At 47.0% G+C, this 21,765-nt stretch carries 23 protein-coding genes; 11 read left to right on the top strand and 12 right to left on the bottom strand.

Going from position 1 to position 21,765, the window contains the following annotated elements:
* Positions 1-75: 75 nt before the first annotated feature.
* A complete protein-coding gene (locus tag ABDZ76_RS11375; protein ID WP_343805502.1) occupies positions 76-441 on the bottom strand; it encodes a hypothetical protein in 366 nt (121 codons plus the stop codon).
* 417 nt (positions 442-858) lie between these two features.
* On the opposite strand from ABDZ76_RS11375, the gene efeU reads away from it, so the two are divergent.
* Genes efeU through efeO (ABDZ76_RS11355) form a run of 4 tightly spaced genes read left to right on the top strand, consistent with a single transcriptional unit; the run spans position 859 to position 5,025 of the window.
* Entirely contained in the window at positions 859-1,680 is an 822-nt protein-coding gene (gene efeU, locus ABDZ76_RS11370; RefSeq protein WP_343805500.1) for an iron uptake transporter permease EfeU, read from the top strand.
* A gap of 9 nt (positions 1,681-1,689) precedes the next feature.
* The gene (gene efeO, locus ABDZ76_RS11365; protein WP_343805498.1) at positions 1,690-2,871 is read left to right on the top strand and encodes an iron uptake system protein EfeO; all 1,182 of its coding nucleotides are present in this window, start codon (positions 1,690-1,692) and stop codon (positions 2,869-2,871) included.
* Complete coding sequence (efeB, locus tag ABDZ76_RS11360) at positions 2,868-4,178, top strand: iron uptake transporter deferrochelatase/peroxidase subunit (RefSeq protein WP_343805496.1); 1,311 nt, start codon at positions 2,868-2,870, stop codon at positions 4,176-4,178. The genes efeO (ABDZ76_RS11365) and efeB overlap by 4 nt, the downstream gene beginning before the upstream one ends.
* Before the next feature lie 28 nt (positions 4,179-4,206).
* Positions 4,207-5,025, top strand: coding sequence for an iron uptake system protein EfeO (efeO, locus tag ABDZ76_RS11355; RefSeq protein WP_343805494.1), 819 nt, complete (start codon positions 4,207-4,209; stop codon positions 5,023-5,025).
* Between the two features lie 74 nt (positions 5,026-5,099).
* Here efeO (ABDZ76_RS11355) and ABDZ76_RS11350 read toward each other — a convergent pair whose 3' ends face one another.
* On the bottom strand, positions 5,100-5,684 hold the full coding sequence (locus ABDZ76_RS11350; protein WP_343805492.1) for a class I SAM-dependent methyltransferase: 585 nt from the start codon (positions 5,682-5,684) through the stop codon (positions 5,100-5,102).
* A gap of 182 nt (positions 5,685-5,866) precedes the next feature.
* Here ABDZ76_RS11350 and ABDZ76_RS11345 point away from each other — a divergent pair, with 182 nt between their 5' ends.
* Complete coding sequence (locus ABDZ76_RS11345) at positions 5,867-6,310, top strand: acetyltransferase (protein ID WP_343805490.1); 444 nt, start codon at positions 5,867-5,869, stop codon at positions 6,308-6,310.
* Positions 6,311-6,389: 79 nt separating this feature from the next.
* On the opposite strand, the gene ABDZ76_RS11340 is transcribed toward ABDZ76_RS11345, so the two are convergent.
* Positions 6,390-7,568: a MalY/PatB family protein gene (locus ABDZ76_RS11340; RefSeq protein ID WP_343805488.1), complete on the bottom strand. Its 1,179-nt coding sequence runs from the start codon at positions 7,566-7,568 to the stop codon at positions 6,390-6,392.
* A 158-nt stretch (positions 7,569-7,726) separates the two neighbouring features.
* Between ABDZ76_RS11340 and lplAB the strand changes: the two genes are divergently transcribed.
* Entirely contained in the window at positions 7,727-8,776 is a 1,050-nt protein-coding gene (gene lplAB, locus ABDZ76_RS11335; RefSeq protein ID WP_343805486.1) for a lipoate-protein ligase LplAB, read from the top strand.
* Between the two features lie 62 nt (positions 8,777-8,838).
* On the opposite strand, the gene ABDZ76_RS11330 is transcribed toward lplAB, so the two are convergent.
* The 5 genes from ABDZ76_RS11330 to ABDZ76_RS11310 form a co-directional block, all read right to left on the bottom strand.
* Positions 8,839-9,735 (bottom strand): CorA family divalent cation transporter, encoded by an 897-nt coding sequence (locus ABDZ76_RS11330; RefSeq protein WP_343805484.1) that lies wholly within the window; start codon positions 9,733-9,735, stop codon positions 8,839-8,841.
* A complete protein-coding gene (locus ABDZ76_RS11325) occupies positions 9,732-10,658 on the bottom strand; it encodes a CorA family divalent cation transporter (RefSeq protein ID WP_343805482.1) in 927 nt (308 codons plus the stop codon). Before ABDZ76_RS11325 ends, ABDZ76_RS11330 begins: the two co-directional genes overlap by 4 nt.
* A gap of 76 nt (positions 10,659-10,734) precedes the next feature.
* Complete coding sequence (locus tag ABDZ76_RS11320) at positions 10,735-10,995, bottom strand: hypothetical protein (protein WP_343805480.1); 261 nt, start codon at positions 10,993-10,995, stop codon at positions 10,735-10,737.
* Positions 10,996-11,052: 57 nt separating this feature from the next.
* On the bottom strand, positions 11,053-12,021 hold the full coding sequence (locus ABDZ76_RS11315; protein WP_343805478.1) for a magnesium transporter CorA family protein: 969 nt from the start codon (positions 12,019-12,021) through the stop codon (positions 11,053-11,055).
* Positions 12,022-12,118: 97 nt separating this feature from the next.
* The gene (locus ABDZ76_RS11310; RefSeq protein ID WP_343805476.1) at positions 12,119-12,454 is read right to left on the bottom strand and encodes a hypothetical protein; all 336 of its coding nucleotides are present in this window, start codon (positions 12,452-12,454) and stop codon (positions 12,119-12,121) included.
* 498 nt (positions 12,455-12,952) lie between these two features.
* Between ABDZ76_RS11310 and ABDZ76_RS11305 the strand changes: the two genes are divergently transcribed.
* The 4 genes from ABDZ76_RS11305 (at position 12,953) to ABDZ76_RS11290 (ending at position 15,690) form a co-directional block, all read left to right on the top strand.
* Positions 12,953-13,138: a hypothetical protein gene (locus ABDZ76_RS11305; protein WP_343805474.1), complete on the top strand. Its 186-nt coding sequence runs from the start codon at positions 12,953-12,955 to the stop codon at positions 13,136-13,138.
* Between the two features lie 87 nt (positions 13,139-13,225).
* On the top strand, positions 13,226-13,954 hold the full coding sequence (locus ABDZ76_RS11300) for an MgtC/SapB family protein (RefSeq protein ID WP_343805586.1): 729 nt from the start codon (positions 13,226-13,228) through the stop codon (positions 13,952-13,954).
* Between the two features lie 40 nt (positions 13,955-13,994).
* Positions 13,995-15,059, top strand: coding sequence for a sensor histidine kinase (locus ABDZ76_RS11295; RefSeq protein ID WP_343805472.1), 1,065 nt, complete (start codon positions 13,995-13,997; stop codon positions 15,057-15,059).
* Between the two features lies 1 nt (position 15,060).
* Positions 15,061-15,690 carry a response regulator transcription factor gene (locus tag ABDZ76_RS11290; protein ID WP_343805584.1) on the top strand — a complete coding sequence of 210 codons (630 nt, stop codon included), beginning with the start codon at positions 15,061-15,063 and terminating at the stop codon, positions 15,688-15,690.
* A 19-nt stretch (positions 15,691-15,709) separates the two neighbouring features.
* On the opposite strand, the gene ABDZ76_RS11285 is transcribed toward ABDZ76_RS11290, so the two are convergent.
* From ABDZ76_RS11285 to ABDZ76_RS11270, 4 genes are all read right to left on the bottom strand, one after another.
* Positions 15,710-16,315 carry a flavin reductase family protein gene (locus ABDZ76_RS11285; RefSeq protein WP_343805470.1) on the bottom strand — a complete coding sequence of 202 codons (606 nt, stop codon included), beginning with the start codon at positions 16,313-16,315 and terminating at the stop codon, positions 15,710-15,712.
* Positions 16,316-16,500: 185 nt separating this feature from the next.
* Positions 16,501-19,194 carry a TonB-dependent receptor gene (locus ABDZ76_RS11280; RefSeq protein WP_343805468.1) on the bottom strand — a complete coding sequence of 898 codons (2,694 nt, stop codon included), beginning with the start codon at positions 19,192-19,194 and terminating at the stop codon, positions 16,501-16,503.
* Between the two features lie 208 nt (positions 19,195-19,402).
* Positions 19,403-20,365 (bottom strand): FecR family protein, encoded by a 963-nt coding sequence (locus ABDZ76_RS11275; protein ID WP_374844568.1) that lies wholly within the window; start codon positions 20,363-20,365, stop codon positions 19,403-19,405.
* A gap of 82 nt (positions 20,366-20,447) precedes the next feature.
* Entirely contained in the window at positions 20,448-20,951 is a 504-nt protein-coding gene (locus ABDZ76_RS11270; RefSeq protein ID WP_343805464.1) for a sigma-70 family RNA polymerase sigma factor, read from the bottom strand.
* Positions 20,952-21,269: 318 nt separating this feature from the next.
* On the opposite strand from ABDZ76_RS11270, the gene ABDZ76_RS11265 reads away from it, so the two are divergent.
* Positions 21,270-21,764, top strand: coding sequence for an RNA polymerase sigma factor (locus ABDZ76_RS11265; protein ID WP_343805462.1), 495 nt, complete (start codon positions 21,270-21,272; stop codon positions 21,762-21,764).
* Position 21,765 lies beyond the last annotated feature (1 nt).

Genomic DNA, 21,765 nt, shown 5'->3' with positions numbered 1-21,765 from the left:
ACGAAGCTTACACTATTTGAAAATAGCGCAGCAGAATTTTCATCTGCTGCGCTCAATTTTTAATCTCAAAAAAACTTATTGAGCAATCAGTGATTTATAGGTTGCGCAATAGTCGGCAATGCTTGAGCCCATACCAGCTGAAATGTCTTTCAGGGAAACAACTTGTGTGCCGTCATAGCTATTACCGGCAACACCTTCAGCTTCATATTTGTCGCTAACAGCTTTATCAGAAGCAACAGGCAGAACGGCTACAATCTTCTCAAATGCAGCAACAGCTTCTGTTGGAAGATGGCCATTTTCCGCACAATATTTAATCATACCAAGCTGATTACGTGCCGAATTGTAAACCTGATCGCTCTGTTCATCCGCAAATGAAACGGATGACAAAAGCGGCAGTGCCAAAAGAGATGTTGCGACAATAGGCAAAGCTTTAATTTTCATAATAAATCCTGTGATTTATAGAAGTTAACATTATTACACGGCATTCTTTGCCCTTTATTGTGATTTCCGGACCTTTAGCAATCAAATGATTTCAGTAAATCTTAAACTTATATATCGCATGCAAAATGAATGTGATTACAACTGACATGAGTGATCAACGAAGGGATTGTCCGTCATTAGCTGAGTGCCAGTCGCTCTTTCAGCAGAAGTTTCCTTCCTGTTTAGACTATATATTTAGCACTTATATGTCGGTTTTTGATTGTCGATTTTCATAAAATTCTATAAAAGGTGACTGTTTTAGGAATGATTATCGCGTGATTTGCCGTTATAGGCACGACTTTTCCTGTGAATCCTGAAGCCTGTTTATATCTATATCTAAAAATCTAGTCTGCATTTAACTCCGAGAGTACATTATAAATGCTAGCACCTTTTTTGATCATGTTGCGTGAAGGGCTTGAAGCCGCCCTTCTCACCAGTATTATTGCCAGCTATCTCAACAAAACCGGCCGTTCACATTATATGCCGGCGGTATGGATCGGTATTTTTCTGGCCATCGCCTTGTCCTTTTTTGCAGGCGCGGCGCTGCAACTGATCAGCGCTGAATTTCCGCAAAAGATACAAGAATTGTTCGAAGCCATTGTCGGCTTTATTGCGGTCATCGTTTTGATGTCAATGGTGATGTGGATGAAAAAAGCTGCCCGCACCATCAAGGATGAATTGCAGCATTCCATTGATCAGGCATTTGCCAGCCGCTCTGCCAGCTGGGCGCTGATCGGCATGGTGTTTTTTTCCGTGGCGCGTGAAGGGCTGGAATCGGTCTTTTTCCTGCTGGCAATTTTCCAGCAAAGCGAAGGCTATAGCGCACCGCTTGGTGCATTCTTGGGGCTCGCAGTTTCAGTCATTTTAGGATTGCTGATCTATCACGGTGGTCTGCGCTTAAATTTGCGTCTGTTTTTCCGTTGCACCGGCATTTTAATCATCTTTGTTGCCGCAGGCTTGCTCTCCGGCGCTCTGCGCAATCTGCATGAAGCCGGTATCTGGAACCATCTCCAGCAACCCGTCTGGGATTTAAGCCAAAGCCTGCCGCTCTCCTCCCCGCTTGGCACGCTCTTATCCGGCTTACTTGGTTATCACGAGACACCGGTTTTGGGTGAAGTTCTGGCTTATTTTGTCTTTTTGATTGGCGCGATGCTGCTTTATTTCAGGCCCGTTGCGCCTCAACAAAATGCCCATGCGTGAGGATCAGTAATGCGTGAACAAAAAACACAAACCTCTCCCGTCCTCATGAAACTGGCAGTCGCGGCATCCGGTGTACTTGCCATCGCAGCCGGTGGCCTGTTCTATTATGTCAGCGTCAACAAACCGCAAAACCATGATGAAGAGCTGATTAAAATTGAGGTAGGCGCCAAAGCTTGCAACCCGATGAACCTCACCTTGCCATCCGGCAATCATAGTTTTGAAATCCACAATCTCTCTGATCGCCCTGTCGAATGGGAAATCCTCGACGGTGTCATGGTGGTGGAAGAGCGTGAAAACATCATTCCCCGCATGAAGGCGATTTTACGTGCGCAACTGATGCCGGGTGACTACCAAATCACCTGCGGATTATTATCCAACCCGCGTGGGTCTTTGACCGTCACGCCTTCTGAACACTCAGCCAATGCCAATGCCGCCAAGCCGGAAACACGTGCCTTTATTGGTATTCTGTCGGAGTATAAAGTGTTTCTCATCATGCAAGCCAACAGCATGTTGAGGGCTGCCGATACATTGCAGAAAGCAATCAGCCAAGGCGATCTTGAGACAGCTCGCCTCGGCTATGTTCAAGCACGCGCTGCCTATAACCGCACCGAGATGATTGCCAGTCGCTTTGCCGATTTATCGGCAAAAATCGACCCAGCGGCCGCTTATCTGGAAAACCGTGAGCAGGATAAAGCCTTTACCGGTTTTCCGCGTATTGAATATGGATTATGGGATCAAAACAGCACGGCTGGTTTAGATAATTTTGCAAAGCAACTGATCGATGATCTCAACGGACTCAAAGATCGCCTGAAAAGCGTAAAGCTAACCCCTGATCTGGTTTTGCGTCATGCTTCGTCCTTTCTGCAACAACAGGCCGATGGGCCAATTTTAAACGGAACGGATAGCTATGCCGGTCTTGATGCAACCGAGTTTGCTGCTCAGGCGGAAAGCATCGAGAAAATATTTAAACTCTTTGAGCCACTCAGCATCAATCCTGCTGGGGCACAAACGGCTGCATTAAAAGCAGCCTTGAATGAATACAGCACTGAAATTGCAGCGGTTTCAGCCGGAAACACATCAGTTGATTACAAAAATATTGATCCGGATACGCGCCGGAAACTGGCAGACAAGGCAACTAAACTTGCCGAAACCATTGATCATCTGTCAGCAGCTTTAGGACTGAATGAATGACAAACCAGCCATTGAACAAAAATGCCGCCAATCGGCGCACAGTGTTGAAAACATTAGGTCTGGCGCTTGGCGGCAGTGTCACGTCAGGTTTTGCCCATGCAACACCTTCTGCCGCTCCGCTTGAGCATCACGTCACCGACGCGCCAGTCAGCGCCAATGGCTTTCATCAAAGCCAGCCTTTTTACGGACGCTATCAAAGCGGCATTATTAATGCGCGACCTGCACATGGTATGATTGCAGCCTTTGATGTGCTGGTTAAATCGCCCGATGACCTCGAACGCTTGTTTAAAGCGCTGACCCAGCGCATAGTCTTTCTGATGCAAGGCGGCACGCCGCCTGATCTCGATCCCAAATTACCACCTGCAGATTCCGGCATCTTAGGCCCTGAAATCCGCCCTGATAATCTGACCATTACCGTGGGTTTGGGCAGTTCGCTTTTCACCGAACATGATTGGCTCGCTGCTCATAAGCCTAAATTGCTGCAACGGATGACCAAGTTTCAAAATGATGCTTTGGTTGCAGATCTCTGCCACGGTGACTTATCACTGCAATTTTGCGCCAATACGCCAGACACGATCATCCATGCGCTGCGCGACATTTTGAAAACCATGTCCGACCAGCTTTATTTGCGCTGGAAACAAGAAGGCAATGTGCCGGTTATTCCACCGTCACCGACAGGCGAAGTGGAAAGTGCGCGCAATTTTCTGGGCTTTCGTGATGGTTCGGCCAATCCCGATGCCGGTGACAATCAACTCATGGATCAGCTTGTCTGGGTGGGTGAAAACAATGCGGAGCCAGACTGGGCCTTAAATGGCAGCTATCAGGCCGTCCGCATCATCCGCAATTTTGTTGAGCGCTGGGATCGCACCCCCCTACAGGAACAAGAACAAATTATTGGTCGAAAGAAGGCCAGCGGCGCCCCCCTTGATGGCGAAAAAGAAAGCCAGGTGCCCGACTATACAAAAGACCAAGACGGTGCGGTTACGCCGCTCGATGCGCATATCCGGCTGGCTAATGACCACAGCCATGCAGCACAGAAAAACCTGATGCTGCGCCGCCCGTTCAACTATTCCAACGGCGTTACCAAGTCAGGACAACTTGATCAGGGACTACTGTTCATTTGCTATCAGGCTGATCTGGAACAGGGCTTTATCACCGTCCAGCGCAGGCTCGATGGTGAGCCGCTGGAAGAATATATCAAGCCGGTGGGAGGCGGATATTATTATATCCTGCCTGGCGCCGTTGATACCCAAGACTGTCTCGGCCGCTCTTTGGTTGAGGCAGTCCGTAAAACGCAAAAACTATAATCCAAAACTGAACTCAAGGACGTCTGTAATGAAATTTGGATCTTTACTTGTCGCCTCGGTGTTCCTGTCCGGCCTCTCAATGCAGGCTATGGCGCAGGAAGCATCATATGATCTGGTTGAGCCTATTGCTGAATATAAAATCTATGTCAGCGAAAAAGCCCAGAAGCTGGAAGAAGACACCAAAGCATTTACCGATGCGGTTAAAGCCGGTGATGTTGAAAAAGCGAAGTCACTCTTTGCTTCAACCCGTTTGAGCTATGAAGCAATTGAGCCAATTGCTGAGCTTTTTAACGATCTTGACGTGTCGATCGATTCACGCGCTGACGATTGGGAAAAAGCCGAAGAAGATCCAGAATTCACCGGCTTCCACCGCATTGAATATGGTCTGTGGGTCAAGAATTCCACCGAAGAACTGACCCCGTTTGCCGATAAATTGATGGCTGATGTCAGCGAATTAAACAAGCGCATTGCTGATCTGACTTTCCCACCTGAAAAAGTAGTGGGTGGTGCAGCCGTATTGATGGAAGAAGTCGCGGCCACCAAAATTTCAGGTGAAGAAGATCGCTATAGCCACACAGACCTTTGGGACTTTAAAGGCAACTTTGATGGCGCACGTAAAATCTTTGATCTGATGCGTCCGCTGATTGAAGAAAAAGAAGGCGAATTTGTCAAAAAAGTTGACGACAATTTCAACACTGTCGATGAAACGCTTGCCAAATATAAAGAAGGCGACGGCTACCAGACTTACGACAAGCTGGACGAAAAAGATCGCAAAGTGCTCGCACTAGCTGTCAACACTTTGGCGGAAGACCTTTCCACGCTGCGCGGTAAGCTTGGTTTGAACTAAGTTTTGATACTTTAAAAACGTCAAAACGCCATTTCATAGTGGCGTTTTTTCTTTCAACACAGCTAAATTGAAAGCTAGCGAACCGCAACAACTGCCGCCCATTCGGTAAGCTTTTTATCATATGCGCTACCCTGCCATTTATCTATTGTCAGCTGTGACCATGATGCATTATTCTGCCAAATATCGAGCAAATCCGACAGTGGTAAATAGTTATAGAAACGGCCAAGATCATTCATTCCCTCACCGCCACCAACCTTAAAACTTGCCCATACGACACCACCAGGTTTTAACGCGGCATGGATCTTTTGAATGATCGCACCAAGTTGATTACGCGGTGCGTGCGTTAAGGCAGCACAAGCATAAATACCGTCATAGGTCTCATGCGCATCGAGTTCATCGAACATCATTTGGCGTACAGGTTGCCCGATTAGTTGTGAAGCGATGGCTGCCAGTTCAGTTGAACCATCTGTGGCATCCAGCTGAAAACCGGCATCGATAATGGCTCTTGCATCAACACCCGAACCAGTTCCCATTTCCAAAATATGGCCACCCGTTTTGCACTTTGCTAAAAAGCCAGACAATTTTGGGTTCGCTATCAGACCATCCGCTGCATATTGCACGGCATTGGTGTTGTAAAAATCCAGAGTATTATCTTGCATCAATATGCCCGCCGATAACAGTTATAGTCATTCGTTCAGTTACGCTGATTTACAGCTATATGTATGCCTGACTGTGGTCTGTTTAAGGCTTAAAAAAATGAAGTTGCGACAAAAAGTCCGTTAGGTGTTTTCGTAAGCGATGTATTATTTGGTACGTTCCAATTCAGTTAAGGAACATAAAAATGATTACTATCAGAAAATCCACCAGCAATGATGCACCTGCTCTGGCTGATATCTGGCGCGACAGCGCACTTGCAACGCATGATTTTTTAAGCCCGTCGGATTTTCAAGAAATTGAAACAATGGTGCGCCAGCAATATCTGCCAAATGCTGAAGTTTGGGTGGTGGAAGAAAATGAAAGCCCTGTTGGCTTTATGGGAATGACTGACAATCACATTGACAGTCTTTTCATTGCACCAAGCATGCGCGGTAAAGGCGTGGGTAAGCAAATGATCGCACATGCAAAAGCACTTTTTGACAATCAGATTACGGTTGATGTGAATGAGCAAAACAGCCAAGGTTTTGGCTTTTACTTACATATGGGTTTTGTGCAAACAGGCCGCACAGATATTGACGATCAAGGTAAACCTTATCCGATTTTAAAATTGAAACTCAACGCAGCATAGGATGCAACCATGTGCGTTGCTTTCATCTTATCCACAACGGCAAATGACCGGCATCAATGCCGGTCATTTTTTATTTCATCTATATTAAAGCGCTTTTCATTCTGGCCAAAGCCTCATCAACCGTCGCGCGCGGGCAACCAAGATTAACCCGCATAAAACCATGCCCTTGGCTGCCGAATTTAGGGCCGCGATCAAACCATACCCGCGCCTTGGTCAGCAAAAACTTGTCCAGCGCATCAATGTCGAGACCAAGGCCGCGGCAATCCATCCATGCCAGATAGAGCGCATCACTTTTGAACACCTTCAATTGCGGAAAATGCTCTTCGACAGCGGAAGAAAAATGCTGCTGGTTGCCACGGATATAGCCAAGCAAATCGTCGAGCCATTCTTCGCCATGCCTGTAAGCTGCCTCACATGCAATTGAGCCAAGCGTATTGACGAAATTGAGCCCGTCACGCTCTAGCGCCTGCTTGAATTCTTCCCTGATCTTAGGGTTTGCAATGAAGAGATTGGAGCATTGCATTCCGGCCATATTGAAAGTTTTACTTGGTGCCGTGCATGTCACCGAAATTTGCGCAAATTCCTCAGCCAGAGATGCAAAGGGAATATGCTTTACTTGTTTATTCAGGATCAAATCCTGATGCACCTCATCCGAGATCACCAGAATATTATGCGCCAAACAAATTTCGCCCATGCGGCGCAAATCACTTTCTGACCAGACATTACCGGTCGGATTATGCGGATTGCACAGAATGAAAATCTTCGTATTTGGGGTAATTGCAGCCTCGAAACGATCCGGATCAAAACTGTATGAGCGCTCCTGTTCACATAAAGGCGCTTCAATCATCTGCCTGCCATTACCGCGCACAGTGCTGAAAAAATGCCCGTAAACCGGCGGCTGCACCAAAACAGCATCACCTTCATTGCTGAATGTCTGGATCAGCTTGTTAAGTGCTGTGACAACACCCGGTGTCTGCACCAGCCATTCAGGCTTAACATCCCAGCCAAAACGGCGTTTCTGCCAACCGCAAATTGCCTCATCATAGCTATCGCTCCGCAGCGGATAGCCAAAAATTTCATCACGCACCGCTTTTTGCAGGGCTTGCGTCACAGCTTCAGGTGAGCGAAAATCCATATCCGCAACCCACATTGGCAGTGGTTCTGCTGCGGCTTCCTCACGTGCCAAGTTTTTATAAGCGCTTGCCCATTTCACCGAATTGCTATTGCGGCGGTTAATCACCTTATCGAAGTCTGTCATCACGTCATTTCCCTCTCAATCAATGCAGAGGATAGAGCAGGATGGATGGACAAGAATAGTCTTTTTTCAAATATTTATGATATATTCGCAGGCAATAATAAGCTAAGAATTAAGCAATCGGCTCACTTATTATCCCTCTCTGGTAAGGTTCCAAAACAATGCACGGCGAATATAAAGTCCACGGTGGCAAACTGGTTGTTATTGATCTGGAAGTGCAAGACAATAAATTGCATGAAGTACAGGTTGCAGGTGACTTTTTTCTCGAACCTGCTGAGGCGCTGGATGATATTCGTGACGCTTTAAACGGCTTACCAGCGACATCAAGTGTTGAGGATATCGCCAATGCTGTGCGCAATGGTTTGCGTGCTGACGCAATGATGATCGGCTTCAGCCCTGAAGCGGCAGCTATTGCTGTGCGCCGCGCCCTTGGTGTTGCCAAGACATGGCGCGATTATGAATGGCAGATTATTGACATTCCGCCTTTGTCACCAGCCATGCATTTGGCGCTTGATGAAGTGCTGGCGCGTGAAGTGGCAGCAGGGCGACGCGCCCCTCTCTTGCGCTTCTGGGAATGGGAGCGCCCTTCCATCATCATTGGTGCATTTCAATCACTACGCAATGAAGTGGATTTGGAAGCAGCCGAAGCCATGGGCGTGGAAACTGTGCGCCGTGTGACCGGTGGCGGCGCCATGTTTGTGGAACCAGGCAACACCATCACCTATTCGCTTTATGCGCCCGGTGATCTGGTGCGCGATATGAGCTTTGCAGATTCTTATGCATTCCTTGATGATTGGGTATTGAAATCGCTCAATTCATTGGGTGTCGATGCTTTTTATAAGCCGCTCAATGATATTTCGAGTTCAAAAGGTAAAATCGGCGGCGCCGCACAAAAGCGCTATGCACGCGGCACGGTCTTGCACCATGTCACCATGGCTTATGATATGGATGCCGATAAAATGGTGCAGGTTTTGCGCATCGGCCGTGAAAAGCTTTCCGATAAAGGCACCACCAGCGCTGTTAAACGTGTTGATCCGGTGCGCAGCCAAACCGGTCTGCCACGCCGCGAAGTGATTGACCGGATGATTGAAACATTTATTTCATTAAATGGCGGGGTCAAAGGCACAATCACACCAGAAGAATTTGCAGCGGCTGAACAGCTGGTGGAAGAAAAATTCTCTACCAAAGAATGGCTGCATCATATTCCGTAAAGCAACATATAAAACGGGCGGATGTTTGACAAAAACACCTGCCCGTTTTGTTTATAATCACTTTAGCGCAATTGCCCGCTCATTTTGGTTGCCATGATCGGGATAACGGTCAGGATCAGAACACCAAAAATCTGGATCCATGTTGACCAATACCAGCTGAGTTCCGGCATGGTCTGAAAGTTTTGACCATACCAGTTGACCAGCGCAGTGCCGGGCAAGAAAACCGTCCACAAAATCGTAAAGATCTTGATCACATTCAAATCGCTGGTTGCAACGACCTGCGCGGTTTGGCGTGCATGGAAACGCTGACGATCAACGACAAACTGCACGCGGCGTAAGGAAGATTCACCATCAGCAATCAGATCATCCATATTCTGACGGCTGATTTCACTGCTATATTTGGCTTCACGGCGCAAAATTCGGGCGCATTGCACCAGCTGACCGAATGAATGCGCCACATGTGACAGCGCCTGTGCGATGGTTGTCAGCTTGTCATCAAGCTCTGGCAGATCACTCACACCATGTGAGTTCACCTGATCAAGGCTTAACTGCATATTGCGCACCGACAAGCGAATGTCGTCAAAATGCGTCTCTACCTCATCCAGAATTTGCGTTGCGGCATCATAAGCGGCCTGAATGGCCACATAAAAAACCGCCGTCTGCTCCTGCTTATTCAGGTTTTGGCGGCGCAGACGATCACCCAGATCATTCAAAAATGGCAGGCCATCACCAGCCTCCACTGTAATCAGATTTTTGCCGTCATTGGCAATGATCAGATCAGCCAGTTCAATTTTACCAGAGTGCCAATAAGCCACTTTCAATATGGCAGGCATAAATAAAGGCTGATTGGTATGCGGGCGCAGATCAACACCGGTCAAGCGCTCCGCCTGCTCCAAATCATTGGCATTGGACACAAAAATGCGTGTCCAGGCCCCGTTGGTGATCAGTTTAGCCGTCATCTCAGCCAACCCTTCTTTTTGATATAGAGCATCGGCACCAGCGCAAAGAACGCGGTTGCAGCCATCACACTCCACTCACCCCATGCAAAACCAAGCTCCGGCATATAAGCGAAGTTCTGGCCATAATAAGCGGCGATCAGTGTTGGCGGCGTGAAAACAGCCGTCACGATGGTAAAGATTTTGATGATCTGGTTTTGCTTCAGATCAAGCGTTGTCATCAATGATTGCTGCACATTTCGCACTTTGGAATGCTGAAATTGCGCATGACGGCGGCTACCTTGAATATCTGACAGGATAATCGAAGTGTCGGTATAATCCGCTTTCATGGTGCGGCGCACCCAGCGCACTGCACGCGCTAACATCAGCTGACCTTCTACCGTATGAGCAAGCAGTTCTTCCGCTTCGCCCAAGCCAATCGCTGTATCAGCAATATCGGCAACGCCCACCTGACGGCCTTTAAGATCAAAACCACCGCTGGTTGCCAGTGCTTCCTGAGCCAGACTATCAAGTGCGAGAGAGATGTGGTTAACCGTTTCATGGGTCGTATCAATCAGCGTTTCAATCAGCATCAACACCATGTCTTTGCTGCTGATTTCTTCTGACGATAATTTAACCCGTGCTTCCACATCATCAATCGGAGCAATGCCGCTTTCCGGTTCCAGCGTGATCAGCACATCAGAGCTCAGCGCCATTAAAAAACGCACCGAGCGAAAATGTTCACCAATCAGAACCGGCATTTCCACCGGCAACAACACGAAGCCATTTTCCTCAACGGCATGGGTTACTTCCTGTTCAAGATCAACACCATAAAGTTTCTGAACTTCTGAGAGTGCTTTTCTGTTATGGGATTTCAAGCGGATCCAGCCTTTTTGCGGCTTTTTCGTATCAGTCTGGCTGACGGTCGGATTTACAAAATAATTCATATCAATTGCTCACGCTTTTGATGCAATTGCGCATTTATGCGCCTCACCTGTTTCTTTCATTCTCGCCTTGCCAAGCTTAGCTGAGCGCAAAGTGACCATAGAGATGAAGGCCGGCAAAGGTTGCGATAATGGCGCTATAAAGAACCACGACAGCCCAGATGATTTCGCGCTCGATACGCGCGGTGCGCGGCCGTGCTGCATTAATCTGGCGGATTGCCTGTTCGCGCTCATTGACGCCTTCGGCAATAATGCCATTCATGGTCAGTTTGGAACTCCATGTCAGACCGCGATTGTCAGCTGCACCGGAATGTTTACCCTGAGTGTGTGTGTAAGCCATTTGAAGCCTCTATAATTTTTTAAATTTCGGGAAATTGTTGTCAGATATGCGCGAAAATCAGCGCAGCCAGCCACGATGTTTGATATAAAACAGTGGCATCAACGCAAACAGGAAAGTCAGGATCATCACCAATGGCTCGCCATATTGCCATTCCAGGATCGGCATATATTCAAAGTTCATGCTGTAATAAGTCGTCACCATCATCGATGGCAGAAACACAGCCGTGACCACAGAGAACACTTTAACAATCTGGTTTTGCTTCACGTTGAGCGCCATATTGTTAATCTGTTGCAAAAAACGCACCCGATCATGAACGAATTCCACATGCTCTTCGATCGCTTCAATGTCCTGAATAAGCGTATCATAAAGCACACGAATATCACTGCGCTCTGCTGAGATGCGTGCCCGCATATGGCGCACAGCACCGACAAGCGCCATCTGGCTTTCCATACAATGCGAAAGCAGCTCCTCCATATCGCCCAGATCAAGCTGGGTAGAGGCAATGTCTGTCACACCAAAATCGCGGCTTTTAACTTCCAGACTTTTCAAAATAGCATTTGTTTCGATCATCACCTGTTCGGTCATGTCGTTAAGCTGGCCGATAATGTAGTCGGTGCGATCAGCAATAGCCTGAAAAATATCGACCACAATTTCAAACGGGTCTTCGCTATCACGCCCGTCGCTGTTCATACGCTGCAAGGCAAGTTCCATTGCAGCAGGCACTTGCTGCGGCTCCAGTGACACAACCACATCATCGCTAATTGCAAATGTCACGCGCACCGCATTAAATGCGGCAACCGATGTGCCGTCACTGGCCGATGTATCAATGAAAGTGACCGGCAAGAAACTGAATTTATTTTGTGCCGTTGCGGTTTTATCCGCAGCATGGCGAAAATCCGCGCCTGTTTTCTTCAAAATGAAATCAAGCACGTCTTTTTTGTCACTGCTGACGCGCAGCCAGCGGCCATTATGAATAGACTTAACACCTTCGAAAAGAACGGCACTATTCGCAGTCTGTTTTTTCATCGGTTTGTTCCTTGGAATTGATGAGAAAAGACAAGCAGCCACTGTTCGGATGCTGACCTTGCAACATCCGTGACAAACCTGCCCGTTGAATGATTATTTATTCGGCGTTCTGATCGGTTTCTTCGCCGGTAGCTTCAGAGCTGTCCGTATCTTTATAGAAACTGGAATGACTGCCGGATGTGGAAGAACTTTTTGTTTCCAGATCGTAATTCCACCAATGCAAACCGGCAGTCACCGCGAACATGACACCACTAAGCAAAAGCACTGTCACCAGCGACAAGCGCTCATAACGTGACCAGCCCTTCGATGATTTCAGGCCAGCCTGCCCTTTGCCGTCGCGCAATTTTATCGACCAGGCCGGTTGCAGTGTTTGCGATGATGTACCAGCATAATGTGTTTTGTTTACCCTGCTCGCAGGATCAGTAAAGGCCATAATAAACCTACCTTTTTCAAGTAGAGGTAGATGGTTCATTAAAACAAAATAAAAATGAACCTTCATTCACTTTAATTTTTATTTAAAACAACCATCAAATTTTCTGCTGGCTTATTGGCATCTTATGCGATAAATTAAAAACTGTATTAAGTTCACAATTGATATACCTTCGTATATTTTCTAAAATTTATCAAAAATTACTTATGAAAAGGCGTGGATATACCAAAGTATATCTTCCATATACGATATATATAAGCACATATTCATGACAATGCTGGCTTTATCTATTGGTTCTTGCTAATGCCGCATTATCAAACGCAGCTACATCATGATGCTGCGTGCCGAACTGTGTGAAAGACAATCTCCTTCACATGCAGACCACCAATCAAAGGACAAACGATGCCTGACGACCCTTCGAGTTGCAGTCAACAAGCCTTACAAAAACAAACTTAAGCCGGTCTGCCTGTCTCCCGCAGCCTGCCGGCTGAGGAGACTATCATGAACAATCATTTCGCTGTTTCCCACCACAACAATCGCACTTTATCGGTTAACCGCCCACAGCCACCAGTGCAGGGCAATAACCCAAATTTGCGCGATTATATCATTAGCTTCTGCGCTTATATCGCCATGCTCATCATGCTTGGTTTTGTTATTGCTGCTGAAACCAACGCTTTCAGCCTTTAAGCCAAAGACAGTTTATTTTCCATTCGCTTATAACAGAGCGGCAAAAGCATGAATGCTCAACGCCGCTCCAAGCAAGGCAGGCATATCATGACCTATCTGGCACCGGCAGATAATCTGCTTCATGCAGCATTGTGCCTTGCAGGCGCGTTTCTGCTTGGCGGCATCATTGGCATTGAGCGCCAATGGCGCCAGCGTATGGCGGGTTTGCGCACCAACACTTTGGTCGCCGTTGGCGCTGCAAGCTTTGTGCTATTTGCTTCCCTTGTGCCCAATGATGCAAGCCCCACCCGTGTAGCTGCCCAAGTGGTCTCCGGCATCGGTTTTTTAGGTGCGGGTATTATCTTCAAGGAAGGCATGAATGTGCGCGGCCTCAACACCGCCGCGACACTATGGTGTTCAGCCGCCGTAGGTGTCATGTGCGGCGCCGGTTTCTTCTTTCATGCCATGATTGCCAGTTTTTTCATCATTGCTGTCAATGCTCTGCTACGCCCGATTGTCAACCTGCTGGAGCCACAAGACCGCATCGCCGCGGAAGATGGCTATAATTACGGCATCAGCATTGTGTGCCATGGTGATTATGAAGCCCATGTGCGCGCATTACTGTTACGTGATCTTGGCGACGAATTACACATTCACCGGCTGGAAAGCAAAAATATTGAAGATTCCAACCGCGTCGAGGTTAGCTCTGCCATCCACTCCCTGAAGAAAAACGAACGTAAATTAGAACATATTATCGGTAGATTAAGCCTTGAGCCTATGATTACCTCCGTTCGTTGGTATATTACCGATCCGAAATGGATGAATAGTTCAGACTAATATCGCCATCACTTATGCAAATTAATGTCAGGCCTGCTCAATGAAAGACTTTTTTCAAAGCCGCTTACGCGTCAGCCAGTCGTCATTGACCGCGCTGATTTTAATTGCGGTTATGCTTGGCATTTTTGTCTTTGATACCGTCACCGATTATGCCATTGCAGCCGCCAGCTTTCATATTTGCATCATCCTGATTGCGGTACGGTTATTATCACGCCGCACTGTGATCTGGTTTGCATGGGCCTGCGTTATTTTGACGATTGTTAGCTTTTATCTCACCCGCTCGGGCGATTTTGAAGTGGGCCTGATCAATACAATCATCAGCATTATCGCCATTATCATCACTACATATTTAGGTCTGCTGGTGGTCTCGGCACAAGCCGCAGCCCATAAAACCCGCGAGCATTTGCTGCGTCTTGCACGCGTGACAACTCTTGGCCAGCTAACTGCATCCATTGCTCATGAGATCAATCAGCCACTTGCTGCCATTGCCACCAGCGCCAATGCCTGCAATCGGTGGCTATCTTTTGATCCGCCCAATGTTGAAAAAGCCCAAGCGGCAGTGGAACGTATCGCCGGAGAAGCCCATCGTGCCAGCGAAGTGCTGCAACGCATGCGCTCACTGGCACGCGGTGAAGAAACCAAAAAAACCATTTTTGATTTAAACCAATCGATTGCAGAAATCGTCAGCCTTTCACAACGGGAAATTGACAATCTCAAGATCGAAACCGAATTATCGCTGCCGCAAAATCTGGGCTTGGCCTATGCGGATAAAATCCAAATCCAGCAAGTTTTGGGTAATCTTGTGCTCAATGCGCTGGATGCCATTGCACAGCACAATCCTGAACACAAATTGCTGGAAATAATTGCCGCACAAGAAAATCAACGCTTCCTATCAGTAACCATAAAAGATAATGGCACCGGCCTGTCACACGATGCACAAGAACAACTGTTTGATGCATTTTACACGACAAAAGCAGGTGGCTTTGGCCTTGGCCTCACCATTTGCCGCTCCATCATTGAAGCCAATGGCGGACAAATCAGCGTTAAATCCACTCTTGGCCTAGGCACTGAAATGAAATTTACCCTACCAGCAGTCAAAGGATAAGATCATGAGCCAACATGACACCAAACCCATTGTTTATGTTATTGATGATGATGCCTCTATCAGAATAGCCATTGACGATCTACTGGCATCCATCGGGCTGGAAGCCGTTACCTTTGCGTCAGCATCAGAATTTTTGGAATATAATCGCGAAAAAACGCGTCCCTCATGCCTCATACTGGATGTGCGGATGCCAGGGCAAAGCGGCACCGATTTTTATCGCTATATGCGTGAAAACGGCATCAATATTCCGGTTATTTTTATCACCGGTCATGGCGACATCAGCATGGGCGTTAAAGCGATTAAAGACGGTGCACTCGAATTTTTAACCAAGCCTTTTAAAGATCATGAACTGATCGAGGTGGTGCAGCGCGGCATTGAGCTGGAAATCAGCCAACTCGCCAGCGAAGAGGCGCAATCTCAACTCAGCGCCAAGGAAAAATCGCTCTCGCAAGGTGAAAGTGATGTTTTCAAACTGGTGGTCGCCGGTCTTTTAAACAAACAAATCGCGGGCGAACTCAATATCAGTGAAATCACCGTTAAAGTTCGCCGCGCAAAACTGATGCAGAAAATGGAAGCCAATTCACTCGTTGATCTGGTGCGGATGTATGACGCCCTGCATCAGGAAAAATAACGGATACGGTGAGGCTTAATTATTCTTCCCATTTCGGGCGGAACATTTCATAGACCTTATCAGTCGTTGCAAAGTCCATATAACCAAGGCGCGAAACCGGCTGTGACTTGGTTATATCAATCCGGCCATCAACTAAAATGGCTTCATCAATATGAACGCCGACAATCTCGCCGATTACCATATAGGATTCCGCCAAAGCGCCGTCTTTGCCGGTTAAGCGTTTGACTTCCACTGCCACACATTCCAGCGCAGCATAGGCTTCAGCCACGCGTGGCGCCTTGATCATTTCACAAGCCGCAGGGGTCAAGCCGGCATAATCAAATTCACTGACACCGCGTGGTGAATTTACCGATGTTGCATTCATTTCTTTTGCCAGATGCGCACCAACCATATTGGCGGTGAACTCACCTGTTTCCTCCACAAAAGCAACACTGTCTTTGTAGCCGGAAGAGCAAAACATCACCAATGGCGGGTTGTCACAAATGACGTTAAAAAATGAATATGGCGCAAGATTGAGAGCACCCTCTTTGGAGCGTGTACCAATCCAGCCGATAGGCCGTGGTGTAACGATAGCTTTAAGCGGATTATGCGGCAGCTGGTGTCCGTTTTTTGGTTGATAAAACACTTTAAAATCTCCGCAAATCACGAGCCATCAAGGCACTTTTCATTTTCACGGAGTTGTAGCCTGACTATCAATCATCAAGCAACAAGCATTATGCTGTTCAGCACTATCAACGGATTATTTCATCTGCCTGTTACAATAAAATTTTATGTGGCGTGAAATATTCACGCCACATAGACAGCAGATCATCAGAATTTAGCTGTCAAGCTGGCGCGGAAAGTACGCCCCGGCGAAGGCATCAGCCCCAATGTCAGCGCATCCATATAATAAACATCGGTGACGTTATCGACGTTGAAATCCAGTGTCGTATCTTCATTGATCTTGTAGCTGGCGAATAAGTCAACCAATGTATAGGGTTTCCATGCAATAGTAGTTGTCTGACTGCCATTAGATATATTGAGCAGCTCTGTTGGCCGTTTGCCTGTGTAGCTAATACGGGTACCGACATCCAAACTTTCTTCAAACATACGTGCTCCCAATGTGATGGAACCGCTTATCTTTGGCTGGACATGTAACTGCGAATAACCAGCGGGATTACCATCAGAGAAGCAATTCTGCCCTTTAAACGCTTCACTCATACAAAACTGTGTATCCGTGTAGTAAATACCTGACGCCTCCGTATAAAACGCTCCCATATCGTAACGACCAGACAATTCAAAACCTTTGAATTTTGCTAGTTTAAGATTACGCATAGACGTTCCGCCACGTTGATCTGCACGGATTCCACGGGTCAAATAATCATCAATAGTATTATTGAAATAAACCGCTTTAAGACGCAATTCATCACCGGTATCAAAGACATTATCCATGCTGAGATTGGTACCAAATTCCCAATTTTTTGCGTGTTCAGGTTTAATGGCGATAGACGGTAATGCGCTTACTGAAAAACCTGTTGTAGATTCAAATAAGCTAGGCGCACGAATTGCTTCGGCATAACGCACATAAAACTGCAGACCACTCAAAGGCTCGACAGTGACCGCTACAATCGGAGTGAAACCCGAACTACGCTCCTCTTTATTTTGCCAAGGAGCCGTATCATAATTTTCATCCGGTTTCGGATCCTGAATTGGCTTGCGATCATAAGAATGGGTCTTAGTGTAGCGTAAACCTGCATCCAGTTTAAGCCAATCCAACGGTTTCCACTCGCCGCTAATATAACCACTACCCTCTTTGCGCCAGCCATCTCGTGCTGCTTCAATAGTAAGGCCCGCATCCAGAGCCTTATCAACATCACTTGGCGGTGCGAGTGTCTCATAAGTATAGGAACCACCATAACTCAATGTTAAGTCACCAAAACCGGTGTCGAATTTACTTTCATTTGAAAGATCAAAACCGGTGCGCTTTGCAATATCCCAATAACCGGTCGGCATCTCAACAGCACCAAATTTATAAGGCGTCATAATATGCGTGTCGGTCTTGGTGTGCCAGAGGTTTGCCGTCAAGTTGATCAGCTCATTATCATCCGGCTTCCAATTATAGCGGGCTGTATAAGTATCCACACTCACATGGCTCAATGGCGCCTGTTCTGCCCCATCAAAGCGAATAATCATCGAAGGCATCAATTCGCCAAAATCGCTTTTATATTTCATGTAGCCAAGATTAAGTGAATGGCCATCATCAAGCATAAATTTGCTTTTAAGCATATAAGAGGTGTTGTCCTGCGACGTATTGAGGACTTCTTCGCCACCACGATAGCGATTGAGGCCACCAACCGTCACATCTGTCCACTCATTATAGATATCCGGTTTGCCCGGACCACCCGACCAACTATCTTTTCTCGTTGTCGAGATAATTTTGCCAGGCGTATCACCATGTTTACCGGCGTGATAATTACCCGTTTTACGTCTGGTATAACCAGCGACAACCTCCAGATTTTCCCAGCGGCTGGCAAAAGCAACACTACCAGACCCTGACGTCGGCTTTAAAAAACCAGGTCTGTCCATTCCATTCGGCGAGCCCAACTGAGAGACATCGTAATTCAGAACTTCATCTGGAACGGTCTGCGGTGTACATGCCCAGCTACAACCCGTCAGATAGGATTTATAATATTGATCCAAGCCACCGCGCGTGCCTTCAGCTGGTGGCGTTGACGTATTACCGATCATACTGCCACGCACTCTGAAGCCGTAGTTTTGCCCTTCCTTGATAATATCCTCGGCATTAAGAGTTCGCATGACCGCGACACCACCTGTTGCACCGACACCATAGACACCCGAAGATGGACCTTTAACAATTTCCACCCCGCCGATCATGTCAGGGTCGATATAGTTGCGCGAGGCAACACCGGAATAACCACGATAAACCGTATTTTGCTGCTGCGCACCGTCAACAACGACCGGCACACGGCCAAAACCCTGCATGCCGCGAATATTGATATCAACCGCGCCACTATTGCGGTTGTCACCTGTCATCACACCCGCCTGACCTTTAAGAAAGTCACCCGTCGACATACCGCGGAATTGTTCGATTTTTTGTTGCGACAAATAGGTGGAGGAGCCAGCACTGGAATAAGTCGCATCCATTGCTGCGTTCAAATTATTAGTGACAGTAATCGTATCCAGCAAAATCGAACCGTCAGCGCTTTGAACAGCACCGCTCACATTGCTTGCATGACTAATAGATACGGTCGTGGCATTGATAAAGGAATATTCAAGCCCTGAGCCTTGTAAAAGACGTGCAAGTGCCGCCTGATTGGATAGCCTGCCCAAAACTCCGGGGCTTGTTTTTCCCGATGCAACAGAAGCCAAATAGCTAACCTGAAGGCCTGCCTGACGGCCAAAACTCGTCAAAGCCTGATTAAGCGGCCCTGCGGGAATGGCAAAATTCTTTTGCACATTTTCCTGTGCCACGGCTGGACGAACACCAATAGAATAAAAACTCATGGCCGTCGACATCATCAATGATGCCACTAATGCCTTGCTGAAAGTATCCGCCAGAACCCTATTTTTTACTGCCTTAAGCCGCATGGCTAAACTGCTCCATCAATCTAAAACATATCTGAGGAGCAGCTGTGCCTGCATAGGGTAAATGCAGCTCCTGATACTATTACAATCGGGGAACAGATATTTTCACTCAAAAACTCAAGTTTTTTCAAATTGGCGAAACAATCGTCAAAGCAGACGTCAGCTGATAGACTTTTCCACCTGCCGGCTTGACCACTGCTTCCAGAGCACCGAGCGGATTATGCAGGTCGAAAATGCCGCTAATGCGCTTTTCACCAATATAAGGATCAACAACCACAATGCGCCCCTGATGCCAGCGGCCAATGCGTGCCACCAAAGAAGCCAATGTTTCTTTTTCAGCAACAAGAAAATGATCACGCCAGCTGGCGACTTGACCACTCTCACGATCACTGCGCTCTATTGATAACTGTGAAGGATCAAATACCAGCCACTGGCCTTGATGCAATATTTCCCTTATATTGACATTACTGATGCTGCTTTGCATCTCCACTATGCCGTGATCGACACCCACAGTCATAAAACCGGCATCATTCGACACTTCGAAAGCTGTACCTAGCGCTGTCACTTGTGCGGAGGCCGAATACACCGTGAACGGCCTATTTCTTTCCTTGGCAACTTCAAAATAAGCCATGCCCGCAAAAAGCTGAATAGCGCGTTGCTTATTGTCATAATCGATCGTAATGGCACTATCTGGCCCGAGCGTTATTAAACTTCGGTCTTCCAATTCAATTTTACGGATTTCGCCTTTCGCCGTGCGATAATCCGCCCGCTGGTTAAGCAATAATTCCGGCACAAATGAATAAAGCGCGGCTCCGCCGCCCGCTGCCATAAAGGCACCCAATAAAAAATGTCGGCGCGTCAAACCTTCGCGACGCTCGACCCGTCGCTGAAAGTTTAAAATTTTTCCTGAAACACCATGAATTTTTTCAACACGCAGCCATATTTTTTCATGGATTTCACTGCGCGTGCGCCAGGTATGGATCATCTCTACGGCCACAGAATTATCAGGATCATTCTGCAAACGGATGACCAGATCAATCGCCTCATCAAGCAGAATATCCTGATCTGATTTACCCGTGCTCACTTCCATTTTCCTGATTACCTGTAACAAGAATAAATATCTATCTGATTATAATACAATCCAGCGGCTGAAATTTTCACAATCATTCTTATCAAAACTCGTCCACCCGAGCGAGCAGGTGTTTATAGGCATCACGTATCAGCGTCCACGCTCCGGTGGTGGAAATATTCAGTTCTTGCGCCACTTCATTAAGCGTGCGCTCGCCCAGACGATGCATTTCAAAGGCACGTCTTGTCCGTTCCGGCAACTCGGCAAGCGCTTGATGCGTTTGCGCCAAACATTGCCTTGAATAAACAATAGATTCAGGTGAAGGAGCAGGATCAGCCAGATTTTGTGCGGCATCGCTTTCAATATCGACTGTTTCGATCAGCCGCTCGCGCTTTTGTTGATTAATACGAAGATTGCGCGAAATTTTATAGAGATAGGCCTTAGGATTATGTGTCCCTGTCGTTGCAGCCGGTGGCTTTGCCAATACTCTGACAAATGTATCCTGAGTAATATCAGCAGCAGCTTCTTCGGTAAGACCATTACGTTTTAAAGATCGGGCAATATCGCGAGCATGACGGCGGAACAACATTTGAATGTCCCAGCTCATTTTATAAAAACCTCGCAAAACTATTGCTGATTAAGTGCATTTTATCTGATCCGCGATAAAATAAGCGCACAATTTGCCTCGATACGAACAAGCCTGACAGGCTGAAAAACGTGTCTTACATTGCACCATTTAAATAATATGATAAAATTTATCAAGATATAATTATTCATCATCTTAATTCTCTAAAAAACAAAGTTTATGCACAACCACTTATATTTTTCTAGCTTTTGCTTGCCATTGAAATTTAATATGAGTAAATAACTCCAGTTATATGAATGACGGCCTCGCCGTATAAGTCACAGGATATCGATTCCCTCCATGAGTGCTGTTTTTGAACGGATTTATGTCAGGGAACGATTGCGCCTGAAACGGCTTGCAGCCAGCATCTTGGGCAATGCAGATGATGCTGACGATATTCTGCACGATACATATGTCAAACTATCCAAACGCCCGTTAACCGACAGTGACAGCGGCCTGATTGTGCGAACAGTTACCACATTGGCGCTTGATCATATTCGATCACGCAAAATCCGCACCAGCCTGTCGCTTCAGGATGCTCATCAGAGCGATGCAACGGATTTCATCCAGCCAGAGCGCATTGTCTCCGCACGTTGCGATCTTTCAGCACTTTTGAATGCTATCAATGCCTTACCAAAACGGCGGGCACAGATTTTTCTGCTGGCCAGAGTTGACGGAATGACCTATCAGCAGATAGCACAACATTTGGATATCTCGCTGAGCACCGTCGAAAAAGAAATGGCGGCAGCCATTGCATCTTGCCATAAATGGCAGCAAATGAGGGGGCAGAAATGAT

It is taken from the genome of Paenochrobactrum glaciei, from assembly GCF_039522165.1.
Classification (GTDB): Bacteria; Pseudomonadota; Alphaproteobacteria; order Rhizobiales; family Rhizobiaceae; genus Paenochrobactrum; species Paenochrobactrum glaciei.
The sequence above is the reverse complement of the archived record's forward strand: the minus strand, read 5'-3'. Positions and strand labels throughout refer to the sequence as shown.